Origin of the sequence: Streptomyces afghaniensis, from assembly GCF_044327915.1 — a bacterium.
Taxonomy (GTDB): Bacteria; Actinomycetota; Actinomycetes; order Streptomycetales; family Streptomycetaceae; genus Streptomyces; species Streptomyces afghaniensis.
The window spans coordinates 14948-40631 of record NZ_JBIRGJ010000007.1; the positions used below are offsets into that span (position 1 = coordinate 14948).

The 25684-nt window shown below is 71.2% G+C and carries 26 protein-coding genes; 13 read left to right on the forward strand and 13 right to left on the reverse strand.

What is annotated here, in order from left to right:
- The first annotated feature begins 27 nt into the window (after positions 1–27).
- Complete coding sequence (locus ACH4G3_RS25845) at positions 28–1887, forward strand: streptophobe family protein (protein WP_397626746.1); 1860 nt, start codon at positions 28–30, stop codon at positions 1885–1887.
- 137 nt (positions 1888–2024) lie between these two features.
- Positions 2025–3239 carry a phosphoserine phosphatase SerB gene (serB, locus tag ACH4G3_RS25850; protein WP_397626747.1) on the forward strand — a complete coding sequence of 405 codons (1215 nt, stop codon included), beginning with the start codon at positions 2025–2027 and terminating at the stop codon, positions 3237–3239.
- Positions 3240–3295: 56 nt separating this feature from the next.
- Here serB and ACH4G3_RS25855 read toward each other — a convergent pair whose 3' ends face one another.
- The 4 genes from ACH4G3_RS25855 to ACH4G3_RS25870 all read right to left on the reverse strand — a co-directional run bounded on the left by ACH4G3_RS25855 (position 3296) and on the right by ACH4G3_RS25870 (position 5877).
- Entirely contained in the window at positions 3296–3814 is a 519-nt protein-coding gene (locus ACH4G3_RS25855; protein ID WP_397626748.1) for a SixA phosphatase family protein, read from the reverse strand.
- Positions 3815–3880: 66 nt separating this feature from the next.
- Entirely contained in the window at positions 3881–4087 is a 207-nt protein-coding gene (locus ACH4G3_RS25860) for a hypothetical protein (RefSeq protein ID WP_397626749.1), read from the reverse strand.
- 165 nt (positions 4088–4252) lie between these two features.
- Positions 4253–4369: an SGM_5486 family transporter-associated protein gene (locus tag ACH4G3_RS25865; RefSeq protein ID WP_086012488.1), complete on the reverse strand. Its 117-nt coding sequence runs from the start codon at positions 4367–4369 to the stop codon at positions 4253–4255.
- Between the two features lie 68 nt (positions 4370–4437).
- Positions 4438–5877: an MFS transporter gene (locus ACH4G3_RS25870; RefSeq protein ID WP_397626750.1), complete on the reverse strand. Its 1440-nt coding sequence runs from the start codon at positions 5875–5877 to the stop codon at positions 4438–4440.
- Positions 5878–5956: 79 nt separating this feature from the next.
- Between ACH4G3_RS25870 and ACH4G3_RS25875 the strand changes: the two genes are divergently transcribed.
- A complete protein-coding gene (locus ACH4G3_RS25875) occupies positions 5957–6649 on the forward strand; it encodes a FadR/GntR family transcriptional regulator (protein WP_397626751.1) in 693 nt (230 codons plus the stop codon).
- Here ACH4G3_RS25875 and ACH4G3_RS25880 read toward each other — a convergent pair.
- From ACH4G3_RS25880 to fabG, 3 genes are all read right to left on the reverse strand, one after another.
- The gene (locus ACH4G3_RS25880) at positions 6627–6977 is read right to left on the reverse strand and encodes a hypothetical protein (protein ID WP_397626752.1); all 351 of its coding nucleotides are present in this window, start codon (positions 6975–6977) and stop codon (positions 6627–6629) included. The two genes, ACH4G3_RS25875 and ACH4G3_RS25880, sit on opposite strands and share 23 nt — an antisense overlap.
- Positions 6978–7175: 198 nt before the next feature.
- On the reverse strand, positions 7176–7943 hold the full coding sequence (fabI, locus tag ACH4G3_RS25885; protein ID WP_010037733.1) for an enoyl-ACP reductase FabI: 768 nt from the start codon (positions 7941–7943) through the stop codon (positions 7176–7178).
- A gap of 5 nt (positions 7944–7948) precedes the next feature.
- A complete protein-coding gene (gene fabG / locus ACH4G3_RS25890; protein WP_397626753.1) occupies positions 7949–8653 on the reverse strand; it encodes a 3-oxoacyl-[acyl-carrier-protein] reductase in 705 nt (234 codons plus the stop codon).
- Between the two features lie 272 nt (positions 8654–8925).
- On the opposite strand from fabG, the gene ACH4G3_RS25895 reads away from it, so the two are divergent.
- The 3 genes from ACH4G3_RS25895 to tyrS are packed head-to-tail and all read left to right on the forward strand — an operon-like array spanning position 8926 to position 13165.
- Positions 8926–10449 (forward strand): TldD/PmbA family protein, encoded by a 1524-nt coding sequence (locus tag ACH4G3_RS25895; RefSeq protein WP_397626754.1) that lies wholly within the window; start codon positions 8926–8928, stop codon positions 10447–10449.
- Complete coding sequence (locus ACH4G3_RS25900; RefSeq protein WP_397626755.1) at positions 10446–11840, forward strand: metallopeptidase TldD-related protein; 1395 nt, start codon at positions 10446–10448, stop codon at positions 11838–11840. Before ACH4G3_RS25895 ends, ACH4G3_RS25900 begins: the two co-directional genes overlap by 4 nt.
- A 56-nt stretch (positions 11841–11896) precedes the next feature.
- On the forward strand, positions 11897–13165 hold the full coding sequence (gene tyrS, locus ACH4G3_RS25905) for a tyrosine--tRNA ligase (protein ID WP_397626756.1): 1269 nt from the start codon (positions 11897–11899) through the stop codon (positions 13163–13165).
- Positions 13166–13254: 89 nt separating this feature from the next.
- On the opposite strand, the gene ACH4G3_RS25910 is transcribed toward tyrS, so the two are convergent.
- Positions 13255–13530: a GlsB/YeaQ/YmgE family stress response membrane protein gene (locus tag ACH4G3_RS25910; protein ID WP_397626757.1), complete on the reverse strand. Its 276-nt coding sequence runs from the start codon at positions 13528–13530 to the stop codon at positions 13255–13257.
- Positions 13531–13773: 243 nt separating this feature from the next.
- Between ACH4G3_RS25910 and ACH4G3_RS25915 the strand changes: the two genes are divergently transcribed.
- A complete protein-coding gene (locus ACH4G3_RS25915) occupies positions 13774–14169 on the forward strand; it encodes a DUF3099 domain-containing protein (RefSeq protein ID WP_397626758.1) in 396 nt (131 codons plus the stop codon).
- A gap of 216 nt (positions 14170–14385) precedes the next feature.
- Positions 14386–14604, forward strand: a complete 219-nt coding sequence (locus tag ACH4G3_RS25920) for a hypothetical protein (RefSeq protein ID WP_193506345.1) — start codon at positions 14386–14388, stop codon at positions 14602–14604.
- On the opposite strand, the gene moaA is transcribed toward ACH4G3_RS25920, so the two are convergent.
- The 3 genes from moaA to ACH4G3_RS25935 all read right to left on the reverse strand — a co-directional run bounded on the left by moaA (position 14605) and on the right by ACH4G3_RS25935 (position 17744).
- Positions 14605–15594 carry a GTP 3',8-cyclase MoaA gene (gene moaA / locus ACH4G3_RS25925; RefSeq protein WP_397626759.1) on the reverse strand — a complete coding sequence of 330 codons (990 nt, stop codon included), beginning with the start codon at positions 15592–15594 and terminating at the stop codon, positions 14605–14607. It abuts the gene before it with no gap.
- Between the two features lie 171 nt (positions 15595–15765).
- A complete protein-coding gene (locus ACH4G3_RS25930; RefSeq protein WP_397626760.1) occupies positions 15766–17391 on the reverse strand; it encodes a solute symporter family protein in 1626 nt (541 codons plus the stop codon).
- Positions 17388–17744, reverse strand: a complete 357-nt coding sequence (locus ACH4G3_RS25935) for a DUF485 domain-containing protein (protein ID WP_020274125.1) — start codon at positions 17742–17744, stop codon at positions 17388–17390. The genes ACH4G3_RS25930 and ACH4G3_RS25935 overlap by 4 nt, the downstream gene beginning before the upstream one ends.
- A gap of 256 nt (positions 17745–18000) precedes the next feature.
- Between ACH4G3_RS25935 and ACH4G3_RS25940 the strand changes: the two genes are divergently transcribed.
- From ACH4G3_RS25940 to ACH4G3_RS25955, 4 genes are all read left to right on the forward strand, one after another.
- Positions 18001–19530 (forward strand): S8 family peptidase, encoded by a 1530-nt coding sequence (locus ACH4G3_RS25940; RefSeq protein ID WP_397626761.1) that lies wholly within the window; start codon positions 18001–18003, stop codon positions 19528–19530.
- Between the two features lie 59 nt (positions 19531–19589).
- Positions 19590–21110 (forward strand): S8 family peptidase, encoded by a 1521-nt coding sequence (locus ACH4G3_RS25945; RefSeq protein ID WP_397626762.1) that lies wholly within the window; start codon positions 19590–19592, stop codon positions 21108–21110.
- Positions 21111–21187: 77 nt separating this feature from the next.
- Positions 21188–21718 (forward strand): hypothetical protein, encoded by a 531-nt coding sequence (locus ACH4G3_RS25950; RefSeq protein ID WP_397626763.1) that lies wholly within the window; start codon positions 21188–21190, stop codon positions 21716–21718.
- Between the two features lie 52 nt (positions 21719–21770).
- Complete coding sequence (locus ACH4G3_RS25955; RefSeq protein ID WP_397626764.1) at positions 21771–22745, forward strand: CopD family protein; 975 nt, start codon at positions 21771–21773, stop codon at positions 22743–22745.
- 23 nt (positions 22746–22768) lie between these two features.
- On the opposite strand, the gene ACH4G3_RS25960 is transcribed toward ACH4G3_RS25955, so the two are convergent.
- Positions 22769–23449, reverse strand: a complete 681-nt coding sequence (locus ACH4G3_RS25960; RefSeq protein ID WP_397626765.1) for a lysoplasmalogenase — start codon at positions 23447–23449, stop codon at positions 22769–22771.
- Positions 23446–24330 (reverse strand): sterol desaturase family protein, encoded by an 885-nt coding sequence (locus ACH4G3_RS25965; protein WP_397626766.1) that lies wholly within the window; start codon positions 24328–24330, stop codon positions 23446–23448. The genes ACH4G3_RS25960 and ACH4G3_RS25965 overlap by 4 nt, the downstream gene beginning before the upstream one ends.
- 246 nt (positions 24331–24576) lie before the next feature.
- On the opposite strand from ACH4G3_RS25965, the gene ACH4G3_RS25970 reads away from it, so the two are divergent.
- Entirely contained in the window at positions 24577–25578 is a 1002-nt protein-coding gene (locus tag ACH4G3_RS25970) for a DEDDh family exonuclease (protein WP_397626767.1), read from the forward strand.
- The last annotated feature ends 106 nt before the right edge of the window (positions 25579–25684 follow it).

Consider the following 25684-nt stretch of genomic DNA (forward strand, 5'->3'; position numbering starts at 1 on the left):
GCCGCGTAGCGGATCGGGGGGTCTGCCATGGGTGCCGGTACAGGTGCGGAGACGGCGAGGGGCGGCACGCGCGTGCCGTGGGGGGACGTGCTGATGTCCGCCGTGGCCGCCGTGAGCTGGGCGTTGATCGGAATGGCGGGTACGGCTGCGCTGGGTCTGCGGCTGCTGGAGGCGGACACGGCGGGCTCCTTGGGGCCGATGACCGCGGCGGTGGTGGCACTTGGGGCGGGTGGTTCGGTCACGCCGTCCGGTGATGTGTCGGCGTTCGGTCTCACGGGTGCGGAGGCGGACACCGCCATCGAGATCACGCCACTGGGGGTGAGCCTGGCCGGGGCGGTGCTGCTGTCGTACTTCTTCCTACGGTCCTTGCGGGCGGCGGGAGTTGTGATATCGCCCGCCGAACTCCTCGCGCGTGCGGGCGCGGTGGTCACGCTGTTCGTGGCGATGCTGGGCGGGCTGGCCTGGGCGGGGCACGATGTCATCACGATCGACGGCGGCGCGCTGGGGCTGGACGACCTCACGGGCGGGGGCGGTGGAGACGGCCTGGAGATTCCCGGGCTGGGGGACGTCGGCGGGTTGCTGCCGGACCGGATCGGCGATCTGGTCGACGCGCGGGCGGCGGTCGGGTTCACGGTCGACACCGCTCCCACGCTGCTCGGCGGGCTGGGCTGGTCGGCCGGGATCCTCGTCATCGCCCTGCTGGCCTCGCGCCGCACGCCGCTGCCGCGGGGCTGGGAGGCCGTGCACCGGGTCGTACGGCCCGCCGTTTCCGCGGTGGTGACCGTGCTGCTGGTGGCGGTGGCGGCGGGGCTCGCGGCGGCGGCGTACGCGGCGACCGGTGACGACCATCCCCGCCGCATCGCCGGCGCGGCACTGCTCGGGGCGCCGAACGGGGTGTGGCTGGGCGTCCCGATCGGTCTGCTCGTGCCGTGGGACGGCCGGGCCACGGGTGAACTGACCCGTCTCCTGCCGGACCCGCTGGACGACCTGCTCGCGGGCCGCTCCGAGCCGGTGACGCTGGGGCGGCTGGCCGAGCTGGACGGTCGGGTGTGGCTGCTGGGGGTGGCGGCGGCGTTGATGATGCTGCTGGCGGGGGTGTTGGCGGCGGCGCGGACGCCGGTGCCCGGTCCGGCGGGCGTACGGGGTTCGGGGGCTCTCGGTTTCGCGGGGCGGTGTGCGCTGCGGCTGGGGGTGGTGACCGCGCCGGCCCTGCCGCTGCTCGCCTGGCTGACGGACGTGTCCGTGACCGCCTCCCTGTCCGTGCTCGGCTTCGACGCGTTCGGCGCGGGCGTCGAACTGCACGGCCACCTCGGCATGGCCCTGCTGCTGGGCGCGGTGTGGGGTGCGGGGGCCGGGGCGGTGGGGGCGTTGCTCGCGTGGGCGAGCGGGGCCGCGGGGCGGTCGGCTACGGCTTTGGCCCGGGGGGCGGCCGGACCAGCGGCGAGCGGGGTGCGGACCGGGTACGACGCCGGTGCCGGGCGGTCCGGGGAGTGGGACGGGACCGACGCCGGGCGGGCGTCGTCGTACGGGGAGGAGGCCGGGCCGTACGCGCCGGGAGTGCCGTACCGGCCGCCGAACCCGGCCACCAATCCGTACCTCCGGGTGCCGGACGCACTGCGAGAACCGCAGGACGCGCGGCCACGCCCCGGCGAACCCGGGGCACCTCACGCATCACGCTCGGGCAGTGACCCGGCTGCTCACCGGGACGGGGACGGGGACGTGTACGGCGCGCCCACGGTGGCGCGGCCGGTCGGGCCGCCGCCGCGTGGGCCCCGGCAGCCGCCCAAGCCGAAGGGTGGGAACCGTCCGCCGGCCCGGCCGGACGACGGGCCACCGCCGCCTCCGCCTCCTCCCCCGCCGCCGCGGAAGCCGCGTGGGGGGACGTAGGCCCGTCGGGGACAGCAGCAGGCGCCGGGGACGGGGGACGCAAGGTTCGCGCCACCCGTGTGTCACCCATTGTTCGCTGTCCGCCAGGCGGACCTCACGGGCGGTGTGACCTGCCTGCCGGATACGGTGGAACCACCATGAGCGCTTCGCAGACCTCGTCCTCCGACGTCCCCACCCTCCTTGTCAAGATCTTCGGCAAGGACAGTCCGGGCATCACGGCCGGCCTCTTCGACACCCTCGCCGCCTACTCCGTCGACGTCGTCGACATCGAGCAGGTCGTCACCCGTGGGCGAATGGTCCTGTGCGCGCTCGTGACCGAGCCGCCCAAGGGGCTCGAGGGCGATCTGCGGGCGACCGTCCACAGCTGGGCCGAGTCGATGAAGATGCAGGCGGAGATCATCTCCGGCCTCGGCGACAACCGGCCGCGCGGGCTGGGCCGCTCCCTGGTGACCGTGCTCGGGCATCCGCTCACCGCGGAGGCCACGGCGGCGATCGCCGCGCGGATCACGAAGACCGGTGGCAACATCGACCGTATCTTCCGGCTCGCCAAGTACCCCGTGACCGCCGTCGAGTTCGCCGTGTCCGGCGTGGAGACCGAGCCGCTGCGGACCGCCCTGGCGCCCGACGCGGCGAAGCTCGGCATCGACGTGGCGGTCGTCGCCGCGGGGCTGTACCGGCGCGCGCAGCGCCTGGTCGTCATGGACGTCGACTCGACGCTCATTCAGGACGAGGTCATCGAGCTGTTCGCCGGGCACGCCGGCTGCGAGGACCAGGTCGCCGAGGTGACGGCGGCCGCGATGCGCGGCGAGCTGGACTTCGAGCAGTCCCTGCACGCGCGCGTGGCGCTGCTGGAGGGGCTCGACGCCTCGGTCGTGGACAAGGTGCGCAGCGAGGTGCGGCTCACGCCGGGCGCCCGCACCCTGATCCGCACACTGAAGCGGCTCGGCTACCAAGTCGGTGTCGTCTCCGGCGGTTTCACCCAGGTCACCGACGATCTGAAGGAGCGGCTCGGGCTGGACTTCGCCCACGCCAACACGCTGGAGATCGTCGACGGGAAGCTGACGGGCAAGGTCACGGGCGAGATCGTCGACCGTGCCGGCAAGGCCCGGCTGCTGCGCCGGTTCGCCGCCGAGGCCGGTGTGCCGCTGTCGCAGACCGTGGCGATCGGTGACGGCGCCAACGACCTGGACATGCTGAATGCGGCCGGTCTCGGCGTCGCCTTCAACGCCAAGCCGGTGGTGCGCCAGGCCGCGCACACCGCGGTGAACTTCCCCTTCCTGGACACCGTGCTGTACCTGCTGGGCATCACGCGCGAAGAGGTCGAGGCGGCGGACACCCTCGACACGGTCTGAACCGGCCAAGTGAGCCCGGCACCGCACGGTGCCGGGCCCCGCTCACGCGGAGTCGGTCACTCGGTCGGCGCCCAGTAGTCCTCCAGCGTGGCCACGCCCGGCTCCAGGCTCTTCCACGAGCCGGTGAAGGACAGCAGGGCGAAGGCTGCGGCCGGGAACCCACGGCGGGTCATCCGGTCGCGGGCGTCGCCCTCGGCCGTGCCCGCCAGGATGTCGGCGAGGCCCTGGACGCCCGGATTGTGGCCGATCAGGAGAAGGTTCTGCGCGTCGTCGGGGGTCTCGTTGAGCACGGCGATCAGTTCGCCGGGCGAAGCCTCGTAGATCCGCTCCTCGTAGACGGTTTTCGGCCGCTGTGGGAACTCCTGGACGGCGAGCTTCCAGGTCTCGCGGGTCCGGACCGCGGTGGAGCACAGGGCCAGGTCGAAGGCGATGCCGGTGTCGGCCAGCCTGCGCCCGGCCTCCGCCGCTTCTTTTCGGCCCCGGTCAGCGAGCGGACGCTCGTGATCACTCACCTGTGGCCAGTCGGCTTTCGCATGGCGGAAGAGGACAATCCTGCGGGGTTCTGCGACGCTCATGAGATCCAGCTTCGCACGAAACAGGCCACGGGGCGCAGGGAGTTGACCACCGGCTTTCCGCCGTGCTCAGCGGGCTATCAGCTGCTGGACGCGCTCGAAGAGGTGGGTGATCACCGGGTCGCCGGTGGCCGCCTGGGCGTCGGACGGGTTCAGGATCAGCACGAGCAGCGCGACGAAGGCGAGCGTGGGCAGGGCGAGGGCCCACCAGGGCAGCCGGCTGTCGACGCCGGCCCGGGTCGCCGGATGGGGCCGGGTGTGCGTAGGAGCCGACATGGTGCCTCCGCTCTTCGAATGGTCCGTGCCCGCGTCTCGCGGTCACACGTCGAAGTTACGGAATCCGAGGCGGCCGGCCCATCCGGTGATCCACCCACTTGACCCTGACCCTCACCCCCTAGGGGACAGGGGGGCTAGCCCCACCATGGGCGGGGCGAGGGCCGGTCATGGCGAGGCGATGGTCGCGATGACGCCGATGATGATGAAGATCGCGAAGAAGGCGCCGAACACGAGCAGCATCTTCTTCTGACCGTGCTGGGGATTCGGGTCGAGCACTGGCATGGGGCAAGTCTCGCACCCGCCGCGGGCACCGGTCGCCCCGGGGTGAGATCAACGGCTCCGCGGCGGGGTCAGCGGCCCGCCTCGTCCTCGACCGTGCGGTCCCGGCCCGCCAGGAAGCCGATCGCCATCTGCGGGATCATCAGGGCGCTCATCAGCGCGATCGGCAGGCCCCAGCCGCCGCTGTGCTGGTAGAGGACGCCCACCAGGAGCGGCCCCGGGATGGAGATCAGGTAGCCGGTGCTCTGCGCGAACGCCGACAGCTGGGCCACGCCCGGGCCGGTCCTGGCCCGCATGCCGACCATGGTGAGGGCGAGCGGGAAGGCACAGTTGGCGACACCGAGCAGCACGGCCCAGGCCCAGGCGCCGGCGGCCGGCGCTAGGTACAGCCCGGCGTAGCCGGCGAGGCCGCAGACGCCCAGGGCGAGCACGATCGGGCCCTGGTGCGGCAGCCGCGTGGCCAGGCGCGGTATGACGAAGGCCAGGGGTACGCCCATCACCATGGTGACCGCGAGCAGCAGCCCCGCGGTGCCCGCGGGTACGCCCGCGTCCCGGAAGATCTGCGCCATCCAGCCCATGGTGATGTAGGCGGCGGTCGCCTGGAGCCCGAAGAAGACGGCCAGGGCCCAGGCGGTGCGGCTCCGGGTGATCCGCAGCCGCGGAGCCTCTTCGCGCGCGTGTGTCGTCGAAGCGGAGGCGGAGGTCTCCTCGCGCGAGTGTGTCGTCGAGGTCGAGGCAGAGGTCTCCTCGCGCCCGGGTTCCGTCCCGGCGGAGGCCGGCGTCTCCGCCGCGGCGCCCCGGGCAGACGCGCGTCCGTCTCCGCCCCGCTCCCCCGCCCCGGGCGCCGCCGCACGCCCCCGTACGAACGGCAGCCACGGCAGGACCGCCGCCACGGCCAGCCCCGCCCACAGGGCGAGGCCCGACTGCCAGCTGCCGCCCAGGGCGTCGGTCAGGGGCACCGTGACCGCGGCCGCGAGGGCCGTGCCCAGGGCGAGCGCCATGGAGTACAGGCCGGTCATGGAGCCCACGCGGTCGGGGAACCAGTGCTTGACGATGACCGGCATCAGCACGTTGCTGACCGCGATGCCCATGAGGGCGAGGGCACTGGCGGCCAGGAAGCCGGCCGTGCCGCCGGCGTACGGCCGGATCGCCAGGCCGGCGGCGATGGCGGCCATGCCGGCGCACACCACGGCGCCGGCTCCGAAGCGGCGGGCGAGCCGCGGGGCCATGACGCCGAAGACGGCGAAGCACAGCGGCGGCACGGAGGTGAGCAGCCCGGCCACGCTGCCGCTCATGCCGAGCCCGTCGCGGACCTCCTCCAGGAGGGCGCCGAGGCTGGTGATGGCGGGGCGGAGGTTCAGCGCGGACAGCACGATGCCGAGGACGAGCAGCCGCATCGTCCACGCGCGCGTGGAGGAGCCGCCGGGTTCCCGGGCCTCGTGCGCGGCCGAGCTGCGTACGGTCGGGGGCGTCATCGTCCGGGTTTCCTCACTAGCCATGCGGCCCATCATAGAATCATAGGATGATTGACTGTCCACTTCGCTCCCTCCCAGGCCGCGCCCCGGCGCCCCGGTCGTGCGAAGGTGTGCCATGCCCCTGAGCCATCCCCGACGTTCGGCCCTCTCCGAACAGGTCATCGCCGCCCTGCGGGCCCAGATCACCTCCGGCGAGTGGCCGGTCGGCTCCCGCATCCCGACCGAGCCCGAGCTCGTCGAGCAGCTGGGTGTCGCCCGCAACACGGTCCGCGAGGCCGTCCGCGCCCTGTCGCACAACGGCCTGCTGGACATCCGCCAGGGCTCCGGCACGTATGTCGTGGCGACGAGCGAGCTGGCGGGGGTGATGCAGCGGCGGTTCGCCGGTGCCGACCCCCGGCACGTCGCCGAGCTGCGCTCCACGCTGGAGTCGGCGGCCGCCCGGCTGGCCGCCGAGCGGCGTACGGAGAAGGACCTCAAGCAGCTCGACGCACTGCTGCTGCGGCGTGAGGAGGCCTGGGAGTCGGGTGACGCGGAGGCGTTCGTGACGGCGGACGCGACCTTCCACCTGGCCGTGGTGTCCGCCTCCCACAACGACGTGATGACGGCCATGTACGCGGACCTGGGCGAGGTCCTGCGGGACTGGCTGCGCGAGGACGTCGGCGAGGAGCTGACGCCGGAGACGTACATGGAGCACGCGCGGCTGCTCGACGCGATCCGCACGGGCGACGCGGAGCAGGCGGCGGCGGAAGCCGCCCGCTATCCGTTCCAGTGCCGCCTGGGCGGGATCAGCTCGCCCGCCGGTGACTGATCCACACGTCGCCGACTTCCTTCCAGCAGCGTCCCGTCAGCCGCACGGTCTGCGCGGGCCCGGCCTCCACCGGGGAGCTGTCGGTGTCGATGTCCCACCAGCGGGCGCACTCGACGTGCAGGCTCACGCGGTCGGCCTCGGGGTACGGGTTGTGGCAGTACACGGTCACCTTGGAGCCGGTGACGCGGATCCGGCACGCGGCGCCGAAGGGGTCGGCCGGATCCTGCTCGCCGGCGGGTACGCGCGCGTGGGGCACCGCCTCGTACGCCAGGATCAGGACGAGGGCGATGGCGAGGGACAGTGAGGCCGTTCGGCGGGACAAGCGCACAAGGGGACCTCCTCGGCCGTGCTGGGGAGGGGATCGCGTGGTGACGCGTACTCCAGCGTGCCCGGGGGTGCGCCTCCCCCGCCCGGCCGGATGAGCCGAACGGGTGACGCCCCGCTCCCCGCGCACTGCGGGAAACGGGGCGCCTACGACGTACGGGAGATCAGGCTCCGTACGGGAGATCAGGCTCCGTACGGGAGATCAGGCTCCGATGGCGTGCAGACCGCCGTCCACGTGGATGATCTCGCCGGTGGTCTTCGGGAACCAGTCGCTCAGCAGGGCGACGATGCCGCGGCCGGCCGGCTCGGGGTCCTTCAGGTCCCACTCCAGCGGGGAGCGGGAGTCCCACACGGAGGCCAGCTCGCCGAAGCCCGGGATGGACTTCGCGGCCATGGAGCCGATCGGGCCCGCCGAGATCAGGTTGCAGCGGATGTTCTGCTTGCCCAGGTCACGGGCCATGTAGCGGCTGGTCGCCTCCAGGGCGGCCTTGGCCGGGCCCATCCAGTCGTACTGCGGCCAGGCGTACTGCGCGTCGAAGGTCAGACCCACGACGGAGCCGCCGTTCTGCATCAGCGGCAGGCAGGCCATGGTGAGCGACTTCAGGGAGTACGCCGAGACGTGCATGGCCGTGGCGACCGACTCGAACGGCGTGTTGAGGAAGTTGCCGCCGAGGGCGTCCTGCGGGGCGAAGCCGATGGAGTGGACGACGCCGTCGAGGCCGCCGAGCTCCTCGCCGACGATGTCGGCCAGGCGCCCGAGGTGCTCGTCGTTCGTCACGTCGAGCTCGATGACCTTGGTGGGCTTGGGCAGCTTCCGGGCGATCCGCTCGGTCAGCGTGGGCCGCGGGAACGCGGTCAGGATGATCTCGGCGCCCTGCTCCTGGGCCAGCTTGGCGGCGTGGAAGGCGATGGAGGACTCCATCAGCACACCGGTGATCAGGACGCGCTTGCCCTCGAGAATTCCGCTCATGGTGATCAGTGACCCATTCCCAGTCCGCCGTCAACGGGGATGACGGCTCCAGTGATGTACGAGGCGTCGTCCGAGGCGAGGAACCGCACCGTGGCGGCGATCTCCTCCGGCTGCGCGTACCGGCCGAGCGGGACCTGCTTCACGATGCCGGCGCGCTGCTCGTCGGAGAGCACCGCGGTCATGTCGGTCTCGACGAAGCCGGGCGCGACGACGTTGAAGGTGATGTTGCGCGAGCCCAGCTCACGGGCGAGGGAGCGCGCGAAGCCGACGAGGCCGGCCTTGGAGGCGGCGTAGTTGGCCTGCCCCGCGGAGCCGAGCAGCCCGACGACCGAGGAGATGAGGACGACGCGGCCCTTCTTGGCGCGCAGCATGCCGCGGTTGGCGCGCTTGACGACCCGGAAGGTGCCGGTGAGGTTGGTGTCGATGACCGAGGTGAAGTCCTCCTCGGACATGCGCATCAGGAGCTGGTCCTTGGTGACGCCGGCGTTGGCGACCAGGACCTCGACGGGGCCGTGGGCCTCCTCGATCTCCTTGTAGGCCTGCTCCACCTGCTCGGCGTCGGTGATGTCGCACTTGACAGCGAGGAAGCCCGCCGGGGGCTCACCCGAGCGGTACGTGATGGCGACCTTGTCGCCGGCATCGGCGAAAGCGCGGGCGATGGCGAGGCCGATGCCCCGGTTGCCTCCGGTGACGAGAACCGAGCGGCTCAACGGATCACCCTTTCGATAGCGGTCTGATACCCCGCCCGGGCGCCTGGACGACAGGCGGCGAAGACAGGCGGCTTCCTCGAAAACCTATCGGTCCGGGCACGCTCGCGGACAATCGGGCACCGACAGTGGCGTAGGGGACTCGCTGTCGGGTCCCTACAGAAATGCGCGCACCCGGGTCACGAAACTCGTGGCCCGAGCGCGGGCCGAGACGACATGATCGGAACAGTCACGAAGTACGGCGACCACCCTCACCTCGACAGAAAGAGACGGCGGTGCCTCATACCATCGACGAGGCCTTCACGGCCCTCCCCCTACGCGCCCTCGCCGACGCGGCCCTCGCACGCGCGCGTGCGCTGGGCGCCGAGCACGCGGACTTCCGGTTCGAGCGGGTGCGCAGCGCCTCCTGGCGGTTCCGGGACGCCAAGCCCGCCGGGTCGTCGGACACCACCGACCTCGGGTACGCGGTGCGGGTGGTGCACGGCGGCACCTGGGGGTTCGCGTCCGGCGTGGACCTCTCCCTGGACGCCGCCGCCCGGGTCGCCGGGCAGGCGGTGGCGATGGCCAGGCTGTCCGCCCAGGTGATCAAGGCGGCCGGGTCCGACGAGCGTGTGGAGCTGGCCGACGAGCCGGTGCACGCCGAGAAGACCTGGATCTCGTCGTACGAGATCGATCCGTTCACCGTGCCCGACGAGGAGAAGGCCGGGCTGATCGGGGACTGGAGCGCGCGGCTGCTGGCGGCCGACGGGGTCGACCATGTGGACGCCTCGCTGCTCACCGTCCACGAGAACAAGTTCTACGCCGACACCGCCGGGACGGTGACCACGCAGCAGCGGGTGCGGCTGCACCCGGTGTTCAACGCCGTGTCGGTGGACGAGTCGAGCGGCGAGTTCGACTCGATGCGCACCCTCGCCCCGCCCGTGGGACGCGGCTGGGAGTACCTGCGGGGCACCGGCTGGGACTGGGAGAGCGAGCTGGAGCAGATCCCGGAACTGCTCGCCGAGAAGATGCGGGCGCCGAGCGTCGAGGCGGGCCTGTACGACCTGGTCGTCGACCCGTCCAACCTGTGGCTGACCATCCACGAGTCCATCGGGCACGCCACCGAGCTGGACCGGGCGCTCGGTTACGAGGCCGCCTACGCCGGCACCTCCTTCGCCACCTTCGACCAGCTGAACAAGCTGCGCTACGGCTCGGAGCTGATGAACGTCACCGGCGACCGCACCGCCGAGCACGGGCTGGCCACCATCGGGTACGACGACGAGGGCGTCGCGGCGCAGTCCTGGGACCTGGTGAAGGACGGCAGGCTCGTCGGCTACCAGCTGGACCGGCGGATCGCGAGACTGACCGGCTTCGAGCGGTCCAACGGATGCGCCTACGCCGACTCCCCCGGGCACGTGCCGGTGCAGCGCATGGCCAACGTGTCGTTGCGTCCGGACCCGGCCGGGATGTCCACCGAGGACCTGATCGGGGGCGTGGAGCGGGGCGTCTACGTGGTCGGCGACCGGTCCTGGTCGATCGACATGCAGAGGTACAACTTCCAGTTCACCGGGCAGCGCTTCTACCGCATCGAGAACGGGCGGCTCGCCGGGCAGTTGCGGGACGTGGCCTACCAGGCGACGACGACCGACTTCTGGGGCTCGATGGCCGCGGTGGGCGGTCCGCAGACGTACGTCCTGGGCGGCGCCTTCAACTGCGGCAAGGCCCAGCCGGGCCAGGTCGCGTCCGTGTCGCACGGCTGCCCGTCGGCCCTCTTCAAGGGCGTCAACATCCTTAACACGACCCAGGAGGCCGGTCGATGAGCGGGCGTATCAGCAAGCCGCACGAGGTCGTCGAGCGCGCCCTAGAACTGTCCCGGGCGGACGGGTGTGTCGTCATCGCCGACGAGCAGTCCACCGCCAACCTGCGCTGGGCGGGCAACGCGCTGACCACGAACGGGGTCACGCGCGGACGCACGCTCACCGTCGTCGCCACGGTCGACGGCAAGGAGGGCACGGCCTCGGGGGTCGTGTCACGGTCCGCGGTGACGCCCGACGAGCTGGAGCCCCTGGTGCGGGCCGCCGAGGCCGCCGCGCGCGGCGCCGGGCCCGCCGAGGACGCACAGCCGCTGGTCACGGGCGTGACGCAGGCGCCGGAGTTCATGGAGACGCCCGCCGAGACCTCCTCGGCCGTGTTCGCCGACTTCGCTCCGGCGCTCGGCGAGGCCTTCGCACGCGCGCGTGCGGGCGGCCGGGAGCTGTACGGCTTCGCCAACCACGAACTGGTGTCGACGTACCTGGGGACGTCCTCGGGGCTGCGGCTGCGGCACGACCAGCCGAACGGCACGCTGGAGCTGAACGCCAAGTCGCCGGACCGGACCCGGTCCGCCTGGGCCGGTCGCTCCACCCGGGACTTCAAGGACGTCGACCCGGCGGCGCTGGACGCGGAGCTGGCCGTGCGCCTCGGGTGGGCCGAGCGGCGCGTGGAGCTGCCCGCGGGCCGGTACGAGACGCTGCTGCCGCCGACGGCCGTCGCCGATCTGCTGATCTACCAGATGTGGTCGGCGTCCGGCCGGGACGCGGTGGAGGGCCGCACGGTGTTCTCCAAGCCGGGCGGGGGCACGCGCGTCGGCGAGAAGCTGACCGAGCTGCCGCTGACCCTGCGCAGCGACCCGCACGAGCCCGGTCTGGAGTCGGCGCCCTTCGTGATCGCGCACTCCTCCGGCGGCGACCAGTCGGTGTTCGACAACGGGCTGCCGCTCGCGGCCACCGAGTGGATGAGCCGGGGTGAGCTGCGGCACCTGACGACCAGCAGGCACAGCGCGGGCCTCACCGGCCTGCCCGTGGCGCCGGTCATCGACAACATCGTCATGGACGGGGGTGAGGACCGCTCCCTGGAGGAGATGGTCGCGAACACCGAGCGCGGGCTGCTGCTGACCTGCCTGTGGTACATCCGGGAGGTCGATCCGGCGACGCTGCTGCTCACGGGTCTGACCCGGGACGGCGTCTACCTGGTCGAGAACGGCGAGGTGACCGGCGAGGTGAACAACTTCCGGTTCAACGAGTCGCCGGTCGGCGTGCTCGGCCGGGCCACGGAGGCCGGCCGCACCGAGAAGACGCTGCCCAGGGAGTGGAGCGACTGGTTCACCAGGGCCGCGATGCCCGCGCTGCGCGTACCGGATTTCAATATGAGCTCTGTCAGTCAGGGCGTATAACCTCGTAGTCGGCTGTCACCCGACTGCCCGAAGATCATCAAGGAGACACGAGAACCGTGACGGACATCGTCGACGAGCTGAAGTGGCGCGGGCTGTTCGCCCTGTCCACTGACGAGGACGCTTTGCGCAAGGCGCTCGCGGACGGTCCCGTCACGTTCTATTGCGGCTTCGACCCGACGGCGCCGTCGCTGCACGTGGGGCACCTGGTGCAGGTGCTGACCGTGCGCCGGCTCCAGCAGGCCGGTCACCGGCCGCTGGCGCTGGTGGGCGGCGCCACGGGCCTGATCGGCGACCCGCGCCCGACCGCGGAGCGCACGCTGAACGATCCGGAGACGGTCGCCGGCTGGGTCGGCAAGCTGCGCTCCCAGATCGAGCCGTTCCTGGACTTCGAGGGCGAGAACGCGGCCGTCATGGTCAACAACCTCGACTGGACGGAGAACCTCTCCGCGATCGAGTTCCTGCGGGACATCGGCAAGCACTTCCGCGTCAACAAGATGCTGACCAAGGACTCCGTCGCCCGGCGCCTGGAGTCCTCCGAGGGCATCAGCTACACGGAGTTCAGCTACCAGCTCCTCCAGGGCATGGACTTCCTCCAGCTGTACCGGCGCTACGGCTGCACGCTCCAGCAGGGCGGCAGCGACCAGTGGGGGAACCTCACGGCGGGTCTGGACCTGATCCACCGGCTGGAGCCGGACGCCACGGTGCACGCCATGGCGACCCCGCTGATGACCAAGGCGGACGGCACCAAGTTCGGCAAGACCGAGGGCGGCGCCGTCTGGCTCGACCCGGAGATGACGACGCCGTACGCGTTCTACCAGTTCTGGCTGAACGTGGACGACCGGGACATCTCCAAGTACATGCGCATCCTGTCCTTCCGTTCCCGCGAGGAGCTGGAGGAGCTGGAGCAGCAGACCGAGGAGCGTCCGCAGGCCCGGGCCGCGCAGCGCGCGCTGGCCGAGGAGCTGACGACGCTGGTGCACGGCGCCGGCCAGACGGCCGCCGTGATCGCCGCGTCCAGGGCCCTCTTCGGGCAGGGCGAGCTGGCCGAGCTCGACGAGCGGACGCTGGCCGCGGCCCTGTCGGAGGTGCCGCACATCCAGGTCGCCGAGCTCGGTCCGGCCGTCGACCTGTTCGCCGAGGTCGGCCTGGTGGCCAGCAAGTCGGCCGCGCGCCGCACGGTCAAGGAGGGCGGCGCCTACGTGAACAACGTCAAGGTCGCCGGCGAGGACGCGGTCCCCGCCAAGGAGGACCTGCTGCACGGCCGCTGGCTGGTGCTGCGCCGGGGCAAGAAGAACCTGGCGGCGGTGGAGGTCACCGGCGCCTGAGGGCGCGAGGACGCGAGGAAGGGGGGCGGTCTCCGGTGCGGAGGCCGCCCCCCTTCGCCGATCGCCCCGTTATGCCCTCATCCGTCTCGTCATGCCCTGCGTCTGCTTCCCCTGACCGCCGTCCAGGCCCGGTCGCCGAGACCGACGAGGATGATCGCCATCGCCAGCTGGAAGACGTGCCGCCACCAGTCGATGCCCTCCGTGGCGTCGACACCGGCCGCCCGGGCGATGGCATTGCCGGCGATGGCGCCGATCATGCCCAGGATGACGGTCAGCCACAGGGGGACATGCTGCTTGCCCGGAATGATCGCCTTGGCGACCAGGCCGAGTACCAATCCCACGATGATCGCCCACAACCAGCCCATCGCTGCCTCCTCGTACGGCTCGACGTGAGCACTACGCCCAGTGTCGGTCGAGGCGCCCTACGCCGCATGCCAGGGATGGCCGTACGTAGCACGGCTCAGGCCGTTCGCCCGGGCCGGACCGGCCCCGGTCTCGTAGCCGACGCAGGCGCGGCGTAACGTGGAAGCTGTCCTGGCCAGGCTCCCCGACCGGCCCAGGGCGGCTACGGGGCGGGGAGATCCGATACGGGCGGATGGTGGAATGCGATGCGGAAGCAGCATGGCGGCGGACACGTCGAGGTGTTCCGGATCACCGGCGCCCGGGCCGGACTCCAGGAGGACGTCCGCGGGCGGCAGCGCCGGTACGTGATCTCGATGACGGTCCGCACGATCTCCGTGATCCTCGCGGCCACGCTGTGGAACGTCGAACGGCACGTCGCCGTCGTGGCGTTGGTGCTCGGGCTGGTGCTGCCGTACATCGCGGTGGTGATCGCGAACGCCGGGCGCGAGAACGCGCCGTCCCTGCCGTCCACGTTCGTGGTGCCGCCGGTGCGGCCGATGATCGCGCCGCCGGAGACACAGGACGGTCCTTCGGAATCCGTCGCGGAAGATGCCGTGTCCGGGACGGTGCCGGGAGCGCGGTCCGAGTCGCAGGAGCGGTAGAGGCGCTCCGGAGCGATCGCAAGCGGAAGTCATCTTCCCGCCAAGCTCAAGAAAAGCTCAGATCAATCATGTTGTTCAGGTGCCGGGCCCGGGGTTACCCGTGACATACTTCGTACGCGCTCCGCATCCCCCGTCGGAGCGACGGACCGACGCCGGGCAGCTCCCCCCGTGGCTGCTCGGCGTCGCCTTTTCTGTGTGCAGTGGTGAGACGAAGCTGTGAGTGACGAGACGCCCATCTGTTCCGCGAAGGGCTGCCGTGCGGACGCCGTGTGGGTGCTGGCGTGGAACAACCCGAAGATCCATACGCCGGAGCGGCGCAAGACGTGGCTCGCGTGCGAGGAGCATCGCGAGCATCTGTCGCAGTTCCTCGGGGTGCGGGGGTTCTTGAAGGACGTGGTGCTGCTGAAGGAATGGGAGTCCTCGCAGAACCCCTAGCTAGCCACCGATCGCCGACATGGGACGGTCCGGCTGTACGAAGGTCGGGTCGTCCAGCCCCGCTCCCGCCTTCTTGCCCCACATCGCCAGGCGCCAGATGCGGGCGATCTCCTCGTCCGGGGCGCCGGAGCGCAGGGCGGCGCGCAGGTCGGTCTCCTCCCGGGCGAACAGGCAGTTGCGGATCTGCCCGTCGGCGGTGAGGCGGGTGCGGTCGCAGGCGGCGCAGAAGGGGCGGGTGACGGAGGCGATCACGCCGACGACGTGCGGGCCGCCGTCGACCAGCCAGCGCTCCGCCGGGGCCGAGCCGCGCTTCTCGTCGCCCTCGGCGGTCAGTTCGAAGCGCGTGCGCAGGGAGGTCAGGATGTCGCCCGCCGTGATCATGCCGTCGCGCTTCCAGCCGTGCTGGGCGTCCAGGGGCATCTGCTCGATGAAGCGCAGCTCGTAGTCGTGCTCCACGGCCCAGGCGAGGAGGTCGGGGGCCTCGTCCTCGTTGAGCCCCGGCATCAGGACCGAGTTGACCTTGACCGGCGTGAGGCCCGCGTCGCGCGCGGCGTGCAGTCCCTCGATGACGTCCTTGTGGCGGTCGCGGCGGGTGAGGGTCTTGAAGACCTCCGGGCGGAGCGTGTCGAGGGAGACGTTGACCCGGTCCAGGCCCGCGTCCTTCAGGGCCGCCGCCGTGCGCTTGAGGCCGATGCCGTTGGTCGTGAGGGACATCTGGGGGCGCGGCTGAAGGGCCGCGACGCGCTCCACGATGCCGACCAGGCCGGGGCGCAGCAGGGGCTCGCCGCCGGTGAAGCGGACCTCCTCGATACCGAGGGAGGTGACCGCGATGTCGATCAGGCGGACGATCTCGTCGTCCGTGAGCAGGTCCGGCTTGGCCAGCCACTGCAGGCCCTCCTCGGGCATGCAGTACGTGCAGCGCAGATTGCAGCGGTCGGTCAGCGAGACCCTCAGGTCGGTGGCCACTCGGCCGTAGGTGTCGATGAGCACGTGGGCCCCCTCCCTCGACGCGGATCGTGCCCGGAGCACTTCTTCTCCGACACCTGAGAGCCTACGTGACCCCGCTGACATCACCACAGGCCCGATCCCACGACGTGGAACGCGGCCGCGCCGCAGGGACCTGGAGGTTCCTACGACGCGGCCGCGCGAGGGGGTTCGTGCTCAGTGGGCGCCGGTGCCGGTCAGGGACCGGACCTCCAGCTCGGCGTACTTCTTGACGTCCGGCTCTTCCTTGGACAGGACCGTGCCGAGCCAGCCCATGAGGAAGCCGAACGGGATGGAGATGATGCCCGGGTTCTTCAGCGGGAACCAGGCGAAGTCGACCTCGGGGAACATCGCCTTGGGGTCGCCGGAGACGACGGGCGAGAACAGCACCAGGCCGACGGCGACGATCAGACCGCCGTAGATCGACCACAGGGCGCCCTGGGTGGTGAACCGCTTCCAGAACAGGCTGTAGAGGATCGTCGGCAGGTTGGCGGAGGCCGCGACGGCGAAGGCGAGCGCGACCAGGCCGGCCACGTTCAGGTCGCGGGCGAGGGCGCCCAGGCCGATGGAGACGACGCCGATGAAGACGGTCGCCCAGCGGGCCGCGCGGACCTCCTCGGCGCCGGAGGCCTTCCCCTTGCGGATGACGTTGGCGTAGATGTCGTGCGCGAACGACGACGACGAGGCCAGGGTCAGGCCGGCGACGACGGCGAGGATCGTCGCGAAGGCCACCGCCGAGATCGTGGCGAGCAGGATCGCGCCCCAGGTCGAGTCGACGCCGCCCAGGTGCAGGGCGAGCAGGGGTGCCGCCGTGTTGCCGGACGGGTTGGAGGCGATGATCTCCTCCTGCGAGATGAGCGCGGCGGCGCCGAAGCCGAGCGCGATCGTCATCAGGTAGAAGCCGCCGATGATGCCGATGGCCCAGTTCACGGACTTACGGGCGGCCTTGGCGTCGGGCACCGTGTAGAAGCGGATCAGGATGTGCGGCAGGCCGGCGGTGCCGAGCACCAGGGCGATGCCGAGGGAGATGAAGTCCAGCTTGGAGGTGCCGGTGGCGCCGTACTGCAGGCCAGGCTCCAGGAAGGCGGCGCCCTTGCCGCTGTTCTCGGCGGCCTGGCCGAGCAGGTCGGAGATGTTGAAGTTGAACTTCAGCAGCACCAGGAAGGTGATCAGGATGGTGCCGCCGATGAGCAGCACGGCCTTGATCATCTGGACCCAGGTGGTGCCCTTCATGCCGCCGATGGAGACGTAGACGATCATCAGGATGCCGACGAGGGCGACGATGAGGATCTTGCCGGCGTCGGTGGTGATGCCGAGCAGCAGCGACACGAGGACGCCGGCGCCGGCCATCTGGGCCAGCAGGTAGAAGATCGACACGACGATCGTGGAGGTGCCGGCGGCGGTGCGGACCGGGCGCTGGCGCATGCGGTACGCGAGGACGTCGCCCATGGTGTAGCGGCCGGAGTTGCGCAGCGGCTCGGCCACCAGGAGCAGGGCGACGAGCCAGGCGACCAGGAAGCCGATGGAGTAGAGGAAGCCGTCGTAGCCGAAGAGGGCGATGGCGCCCGCGATGCCGAGGAAGGACGCGGCGGACATGTAGTCGCCGGAGACGGCGAGGCCGTTCTGGAAGGCGCTGAACTGGCGGCCGCCGGCGTAGAAGTCGGCGGCGTCCTTGGTCTGGCGGCCCGCCCAGATGGTGATGCCGAGGGTGGCGACGACGAACAGCGCGAACAGGGTGATGATCAGCGGGCGGTGCTCGCTGGCCTCGTTCGCGGCGAGAAGGGTCTGCTGTGCGGGGCTCATGCGCCGCCCTCCATCCGGGACTTGATGGCCTCGGCCTTGGGGTCGAGATTCGCCGCGGCGTGCTTCGAGTACCACCAGGCGATGAGGAACGTGGTGACGAACTGGGCGACCCCGAAGACGAGGGCGACGTTGATGTTGCCGAACAGCTTGGTGCCCATGAAGCCGCCCGCGTAGTTCGACAGCAGGACGTACAGCAGGTACCAGGCGATGAAGGCGACGGTCAGCGGGAAGGCGAAGGAGCGGTAGGAGCGGCGCAGTTCACCGAACTCCGCGCTCTCCTGCACCTCGCTGAACTCCTCGGGTGAGGGGAGTTTGTGTTGCTCTTTCGAGGGGGGCGGTGCGTCGGTGGCCACGGAGAGTCTCCTCGCGATGACGGAAGCGGTTGTGAACGGGGACGGAGGCGAGTGTCCTCGCGCTCCTTGTCCAACGTCACGGCGGCACGCGAGAACCGGTTCAACCGCGCGGCGTTCTTTCCGAAGTCGTTTCGACAAAACGTTGCTGGCCAGCGAGAGCGCGAGATAGCTTCGCCCTGCACCACCTCGTCATGTACCTGCCCGAGCACCACCTGTGCCTCGGGCCGGTTTCGTTTCCGGAGGATGTGGAGACCCCATGTCTCACTCGCGTTCCAGACGCCGGCTCGCCCTCGCCGTGCCCGTCGTGCTGTCTCTGACGGCCTCTCTGGGCTTCCTGCCCGCCGCCGCGTCGGCGGCCCCGCAGGCGGAGTCGGCCGCCCGCACGGCGGACGCGCCGAAGCTGGCGTACGTCGTCAACACCAAGGTGGACCGGCACACGATCGCGTCGGTGAAGAAGGCGATCGGGAAGGCCGGCGGCTCGGTCGTGGCCACGTACCAGCGGATCGGCGTGATCGTCGTCCACTCCTCGAACGCCGACTTCGCCAAGACCATACGCACGGCCCGCGGGGTCCAGTCGGCGGGTGCGACGCGCACGACGCCCCTGACGGCCGCGGGGACGAAGGAGGAGGGCGCGGTCGAGTACCTGACGGCCGCGCAGGCGAAGCGCACCGAGGCCGCCTCGGCGAAGACGCCCGAGAGCGAGCCCCTCGAGGCCGATCAGTGGGATCTGCGCGCGATCGGCGCCGACAAGGCCGCGAAGATCAACCCGGGCAGCAGCAAGGTGACCGTCGCCGTGATCGACACCGGCGTGGACGACACCCACCCCGACATCGCCCCGAACTTCTCCGCGTCCCAGTCCGCCAACTGCGCCGGCGGCAAGCCCGACACCAGCGAGGGCGCCTGGCGGCCGTACACCGCCGAGGACTACCACGGCACGCATGTCGCGGGTGAGATAGCCGCCGCGCGCAACGGAATCGGCGTCGCCGGCGTCGCACCCGGTGTGAAGGTCTCCAGCATCAACGTCACCGACCGGGCGAACGGTCTCTTCTACCCGGAGAGCGTGGTGTGCGCCTTCGTGTTCGCCGCCGACCACGGCGTCGAGATCACGAACAACAGCTACTACGTCGATCCGTGGCTGTACAACTGCATGGACGACCCGGACCAGCGGGCCATCGTCGACGCGGTCAACAGGGCGCAGCTGTACGCGCAGAAGAAGGGCACGCTCAACGTCGCCGCGGCGGGCAACTCCAACCACGACCTGGACTCGGACGCGATCGTCGACGACTCCAGCCCGGACGACTCCACCCCCGTCGAGCGCACCATCGACCCGCACGAGTGCTTCGACGTGCCGAACCAGCTTCCGGGTGTCGTCACGGTGAGCTCGACGGGCGTCGACAGCGTGAAGTCGTACTTCTCGACGTACGGCGAGGGCGTCGTCGACGTCGCGGCGCCGGGCGGCGACCGGCGCTACCAGATACCCGACACGCCCTCGAAGGACGGCCGCATCCTGTCCACGCTGCCGAACGGCGCGTACGGCTTCCTCCAGGGCACCTCGATGGCCTCCCCGCATGCCTCCGCGGTGGCCGCGCTGCTGAAGTCCAAGCACCCGTGGGCGTCCGCGGCCCAGCTCCAGACCCTGCTGAAGGCGCAGGCCGACCGGACGGCGTGCCCCGAGTCGTACGACCAGGACGGTGACGGCACGCAGGACGCGGTGTGCGAGGGCGGCAAGCGCGTCAACGGCTTCTACGGCTACGGCATCGTCAACGCGCTGCGCGCCGTCAAGTGACGCGCGCTGCCCAGACTTTCCGCACAGTCCGCCCGTACCGCGAACGAACTGGAGACTGCATGACTGCGCCGCACGCGCGTTACCGCCGCGCCGTCGCGATCCCGGCCGGAATGGCCGTGGCCACGGCCCTCGCTTTCCTGCCGAACACCACGGCCACGGCCGCCGACGAGGCGCCCGCGGCGGTCTCGGCCGACGCGACCTCGCTCAGCTACGTCGTCAACGTCAAGCCGGGCCACGGCACTTCGGCGTACGTGAAGAAGGCCGTCGGCAAGGCCGGGGGCACGATCGTGACGTCGTACGACCAGATCGGCGTCATCGTCGTCCACTCCTCGAACCCCGACTTCGCCAAGAGCATCCGCACGGTGCGCGGGGTGCAGTCGGCCGGTGCCACCCGCACCAAGCCGCTGCAGTCGGCGTCGACGGGTGACCTGGGCACGCCGAAGGCGTTGAGCGCGGCCGAGGTCGCCAAGGCCGAGGCCCCCGCCGGGCAGGACCCGCTGGAGCCGCAGCAGTGGGATCTGCCCGCCATCAAGGCGGACAAGGCGCACGAGAAGTCGCTGGGCAGCAAGAAGGTCACGGTCGCCGTGATCGACACCGGCGTCGACGACACCCACCCCGACATCGCACCCAACTTCGACCGGGACGCGTCGGTCAACTGTGTCTCGGGCAAGCCGGACACGTCCGACGGAGCCTGGCGGCCGGGCGCCGGGGAGAGCCCGCACGGGACGCACGTGGCGGGTGAGATCGCCGCCGCGAAGAACGGCGTCGGCATGACCGGTGTCGCGCCCGGGGTGAAGGTCTCCGGCATCAAGGTGTCCAACCCGGCCGGCTTCTTCTACACGGAGGCCGTGGTGTGCGGCTTCGTGTGGGCGGCCGAGCACGGGGTCGACGTGACGAACAACAGCTATTACACCGACCCCTGGTACTTCAACTGCAAGAACGACCCGGACCAGAAGGCGCTGCTGGACGCGGTCGGCCGGGCCTCGCGGTACGCGGAGAAGAAGGGCGCGGTCAACGTCGCGGCGGCCGGCAACGAGAACTATGACCTGGCCTCCGACGAGATCACCGACCCGTCCTCGCCGAACGACACCACGCCGGGCGACCGGGTCGTCGACCCGTCGGAGTGCCTCGACATCCCGACCCAGCTGCCGGGCGTCGTCACGGTCGCCTCGACGGGGGCGAAGGGCATCAAGTCGTCCTTCTCCAACTACGGTCTGGGCGTCGCGGACATAGCCGCCCCGGGCGGCGACTCGACCGCCTACCAGAAGCCGGAGGCGCCGGCCACGAGCGGGCTGATCCTCGGCACGCTGCCGGGCGGCAAGTGGGGTTACATGGCCGGTACGTCGATGGCCTCCCCGCACGTCGCGGGCGTCGCCGCCCTCATCAAGTCGACGCATCCGTACGCTTCTCCGGCCCTGGTGAAGGCCCTCCTGTACGCCGAGGCCGACGCCACGCCGTGCACGGACCCGTACGACATCGACGCCGACGGCAAGATCGACGCGGTGTGCGAGGGCTCGAAGAACCGCAACGGCTTCTACGGCTGGGGCATCGCGGATGCGCTGGACGCGGTGACCAAGTAGAGCTCGTGTGGAGGTAGTCAGGGCCGGGCGGGGGCACCCGCCCGGCCCGCTCCATGCCTGCGGCAGGATTCCTTGTCATGGACGTGTACGAGGATCCGGCGACCTGGACGGCTCAACCGGTGCGGCCGAGATGGCAGTTGGCCCTGCGGTTCGCCGGGAGTGTGGTGTGGTTTCCGGTGGTGTGTGTGCTGTGGGCGGCGGTGGCGGCCGCGTTCCTCGTCGTCGGCATGTTCGCCGAGGTGATCACGGTGTTCAGCAACACCCTCGAACGCGGCTACCTCCGCGCCATGGACGTGATGCTGAACCGCGTCGCGCGCCTGGCCTCCTGGTGCGTGTCCTGGCCGGAGCTGCGGCATGAGGGAGATGCCGGGTACTACAAGGCACGCGTGGACAAGGCGGTCGCGAAGCTGACCGCCCGGGCCTCGGCTCCGGTCGAGCCGAACAAGCCGCGGCCGCCGGCCGAGGGCGCGATACCGCTGCGGGCCTACCGCGGCGTCGGCGGCTGGTACGTCGCCGAGGTCGCGCTCGCACAGGGATGGGAGCTGCGGCCGACGGACGTGTGCAAGGAAGTCCGGTTGTGGTGGTCGGCGGCGTCGAAGGTCGCCTGAGTTCGTCCTCGAGGATTTGCCCAGCCGTGTGAAGGCTGGTGAAGATCTCGGGGTGACTTTGACAAGACCCGTCGCCGTCCTGGTGCTGGTGGCCCTGGCCGCGCTGATCCCGCTGCTCGGCCCGTCCTCCGCGCTGCACGGCACCGGGGAGGCCGCCGCGCCCGGCGCCGGCGGCATAGCACTGCTGCGCGCGGTGCTGTTCGCGGCCCTGTGCGTACCGATCGGCGAACTGTTCGTGAACCGGCTGGCGCGTTCCGTGCCGGGCACTGAGCGAGCCGAAGGCCATCCGGTCGTGCCGCGCAGTTGGTCGGCGCTCGCGGCCGCCGCCGGTTTCGTCGCCGCGCTCGGGCTCGCCTCGGTCGTGGCCACGGGCAATCTCGTCCCTGACGGCCCGTCGGACATCGACGTCGGCGGCCTCTACGCCTCCCGGGACGGCAAGCTGGCCCTGCTGGAGGTCAACGCGTTCCTCGTGGCGGGGCTGTGTGCCGTGTCGCGCCGGCCGGCCACGCAGGTGTGGCCGCTGGCCGCCGTGGTGGTCGCCGAGGCCCTGCGCGCGCACCCCGCGACCGAGCACACCCCGCTGACCGGTTCCGGGCTGACGCTCGTCCACCTGACCTGTGCGGCGCTGTGGACGGGCGGTCTGCTGCACGCGCTGCGGACCCTGCGGCTGTGGCACGGCCGGTACGGCACGGAGGCGGGCGCGGCCCTGCTGGGTCTCTACGCGCGCGTGGCAACCGTTCTGCTGGCCGCCATCACCGCCACGGGCGTGTGGAGTTCACTGCGCCGGATGCCGCCGGAGACGGTCCTGGAGCAGCTGACGACGACGGCGTACGGACGGACCCTGCTCGCCAAGGTGCTCCTCGTGGCCGCCGTCGCCGCCCTCGCCCTGTGGGCCCGGCGGCGGCTGCGCCGGGCGGCCGACCCGCTGACCGCCTGTGCACCGGCGCGCGCGGAGGTGGTCGCGCTGGGCCTGGCGGTCGCCGTGTCCGGGCTGCTGACGGCCCTTCCGCTGCCCATCCGCTGGTGACGCCGGCCATCCGCCGGCGAGCCTCAGACGGCGCGCATCTCTCCGTACGTCGCGGCCGGTGCCCTGCGCGCGTTGAGCGCCCCGAGCGTGCCGCCGGCCAGCAGGGCCTGCGCGGCGATGTACGTGAGCATGATCCAGAAGTCCGGCGCGGGCGGCTGCGCCCAGTCGGCGACGCCGGTCGCGATGAGCGTGTCGGACAGCAGGAAGAGCGCACCGCCGAGTCCGGTGAAGAGGCCGAGCCGGATGGCGGCCCGGTACGCCATGGCCGTGAGCAGGAGGCTGTACCCGGCGACGGGCAGCCGCAGGTCAGCGGGCAGGTCCGGCCACAGCAGCGCGACGGTCGTGACGAGGGCGGTGGCGTAGCCCAGGGCGAGGAGGGCCGCACGCGCGCGGGGGACCGCGTACCGGCTGCCGTACCTCCCGAAGAGGACGAGGTAGCAGACGTGTCCGGCCGCGAAGCAGCCCATGCCGGCGAGGAAGGCCGGCTCGGCGTCGGACAGCAGCAGCACGTCCCCGCCCCAGCCGAACAGCAGGGCGGCCACGAGCGGCCGGGGCGCCCGGCGCAGGACGGCCCAGAACGCCAGGAGCGGCATCAGCAGCGGCTTGGCGACGGCGTGCCCGGCGTCGAAGCCGGCCGCGAGGGAGAGGAGGTCGACGACGACAGCGAGACCGAAGGCGCCGAGCAGGAGTCGGGAGCGGCTCACGCCGACGTGCTCTCAGCAGCCGTACCGGCAGGGGACACCGGCGCCGCGGCCGGCGCGGGCCCCCACCCCGGCCCCCGGAACACGCGCCCCGCGCGCTCGCGCCAGTCGCGCGCCGCCTTCAGGTCCTTGGCGATGGACACGTACTCGTGCGTCGCCACCTTCAGCGGGTTGTAGGTGTCGATGTTCTTGGTCAGTCCGTACACGGGCCGCACGGTCTCGGCGACGAAGGATCCGAACAGCCGGTCCCAGACGATGAGGATGCCGCCGAAGTTGCGGTCCAGGTAACCGCCCTGGGAGGCGTGGTGGACCCGGTGGTGCGAGGGGGTGTTGAAGACGGACTCGAACCAGCGGGGCATCTTGTCGATCCGCTCGGTGTGGATCCAGAACTGGTAGACGAGGTTCGCGGAGGAGCAGAACGCCAGCGCGGCCGGGTGGACTCCGGCGGCGATGAGGGGGACGTAGAACGGCCACACGGTCAGGGAGGTCCAGGGCTGGCGCAGCGCGGTGGTGAAGTTGAACTTCCGGCTGGAGTGGTGGACGACGTGGCAGGCCCACAGGATGCGGACGACGTGGTGGCCGCGGTGGGACCAGTAGTAGAAGAAGTCCTGTGCGAGCAGCATCAGCGGGACGGTCCACCACAGGACGGGCACGCGCAGGGGCGTGAGTTCGTAGAGGACCGTGTAGAGGGCGACGATCGGGATCTTCCAAAGGAAGTCGAAGACGAGACTGCCGAGCCCCATGCCGATGCTCGTCGCGGCGTCCTTCGCCTCGTAGCCCGCGGCGTCCTCGTCGGGATGGAGGCGGTAGCTGACCATCTCCACCACGGTGAGCAGCACAAATGCGGGTATCGACCACAGCACGACATCGGGCAGGTTCGGCATGCCTGAACCGTAGGGCGGGCGTCCTGTCCCCACCAGACGTTGTTACCCACAAGTATTACCAACGGTACGCGCTTGCTTCTTGGCGATCTCCGCCAAACGGAGCGGGACGACAACACCTGAGCCTCGATCAGACGTACCCCTCACGAACGGACAGACCGGACAAGGCGCCTGAGGGGGCATCGGAAGAGCGGAGCTTGCGCACCTGGCGGACGGCGGTGTCAGTCGTGGCCCGTATCCTCAGGAACCATGCTGGAAGACCTGACAACCGCAGCGTTCTCTCCCACGTCGTGGCCGGCCGCGTATCCCAAGGGGTACGCGGTCGTTGACGTGGAGACCACGGGCCTGGCCCGGGACGACCGCATCATTTCGGCGGCCGTCTACCGGCTGGACGCGCGCGGCGAGGTCGAGGACCACTGGTACACGACGGTCAATCCGGAGCGCGACCCCGGCCCCGTATGGATCCACGGACTGACGAGCGAGGCACTCGAGGGCGCGCCCCTCTTCCAGGACATCGCCGAGGAGTTCACGGCCCGGCTCCAGGGTCGGGTGCTCGTCGCGCACAACGCCGTCTTCGACTGGCAGATGATCGCCCGGGAGTACGCGCGCGCGAAGTGCGAGGCGCCGGTGCGGCAGCGGCTGTGCACCATCGCGCTCTCCAAGGAGCTCGGGCTTCCGCTGCCCAACCACAAGCTGGAGTCGCTCGCCGCGCACTTCGGCGTCGTCCAGCGGCAGGCGCACCACGCGCTGGACGACGCGCGCGTGCTGGCGGAGGCGTTCCGCCCCAGCCTCAGGGCCGCGGCGGCGAGCGGCGTGCGGCTGCCGCTGCACGAGTGCCGGCCGCTGACGGAGTGGTCGGACCGCCCCGCCACGCCCCGCATCGGGCAGCAGGCGGGACCGCGAGGCTACGGCGGCTACCGCCAGACCAGTTGGCGCCCGTCCCGGAAGCGGCCCGCCTGCCCCTACCCGAACCCCGGGCGCTACGAGACGGGCGGGCGGCTCAAGCAGGGCATGCGGGTCGCCTTCTCCGGCGACACCTCGACCGAGCGCGACCTGCTGGAGGACCGGGCGACCGAGGCCGGGCTGCACGTGGCCACCAGCCTGTCCAGGCTGACCAGCCTGCTCGTCACGAACGACCCGGACTCCGGCACGTCCAAGGTGGTCAAGGCCCGGCAGTTCGGCACCCCGATCGTGGACGAGGCGGCGTTCGGGCAACTCCTCGCGGATGTGGAGCCGGCTTCGGAGGGGTGACCGTACGGACGGGTGACCGTACGGACGGATGACCGTACGGACGGGTGACCGTACGGACGGGTGACCGTACGGACGGGTGACCGTACGGACGGGTGACCGTACGGAT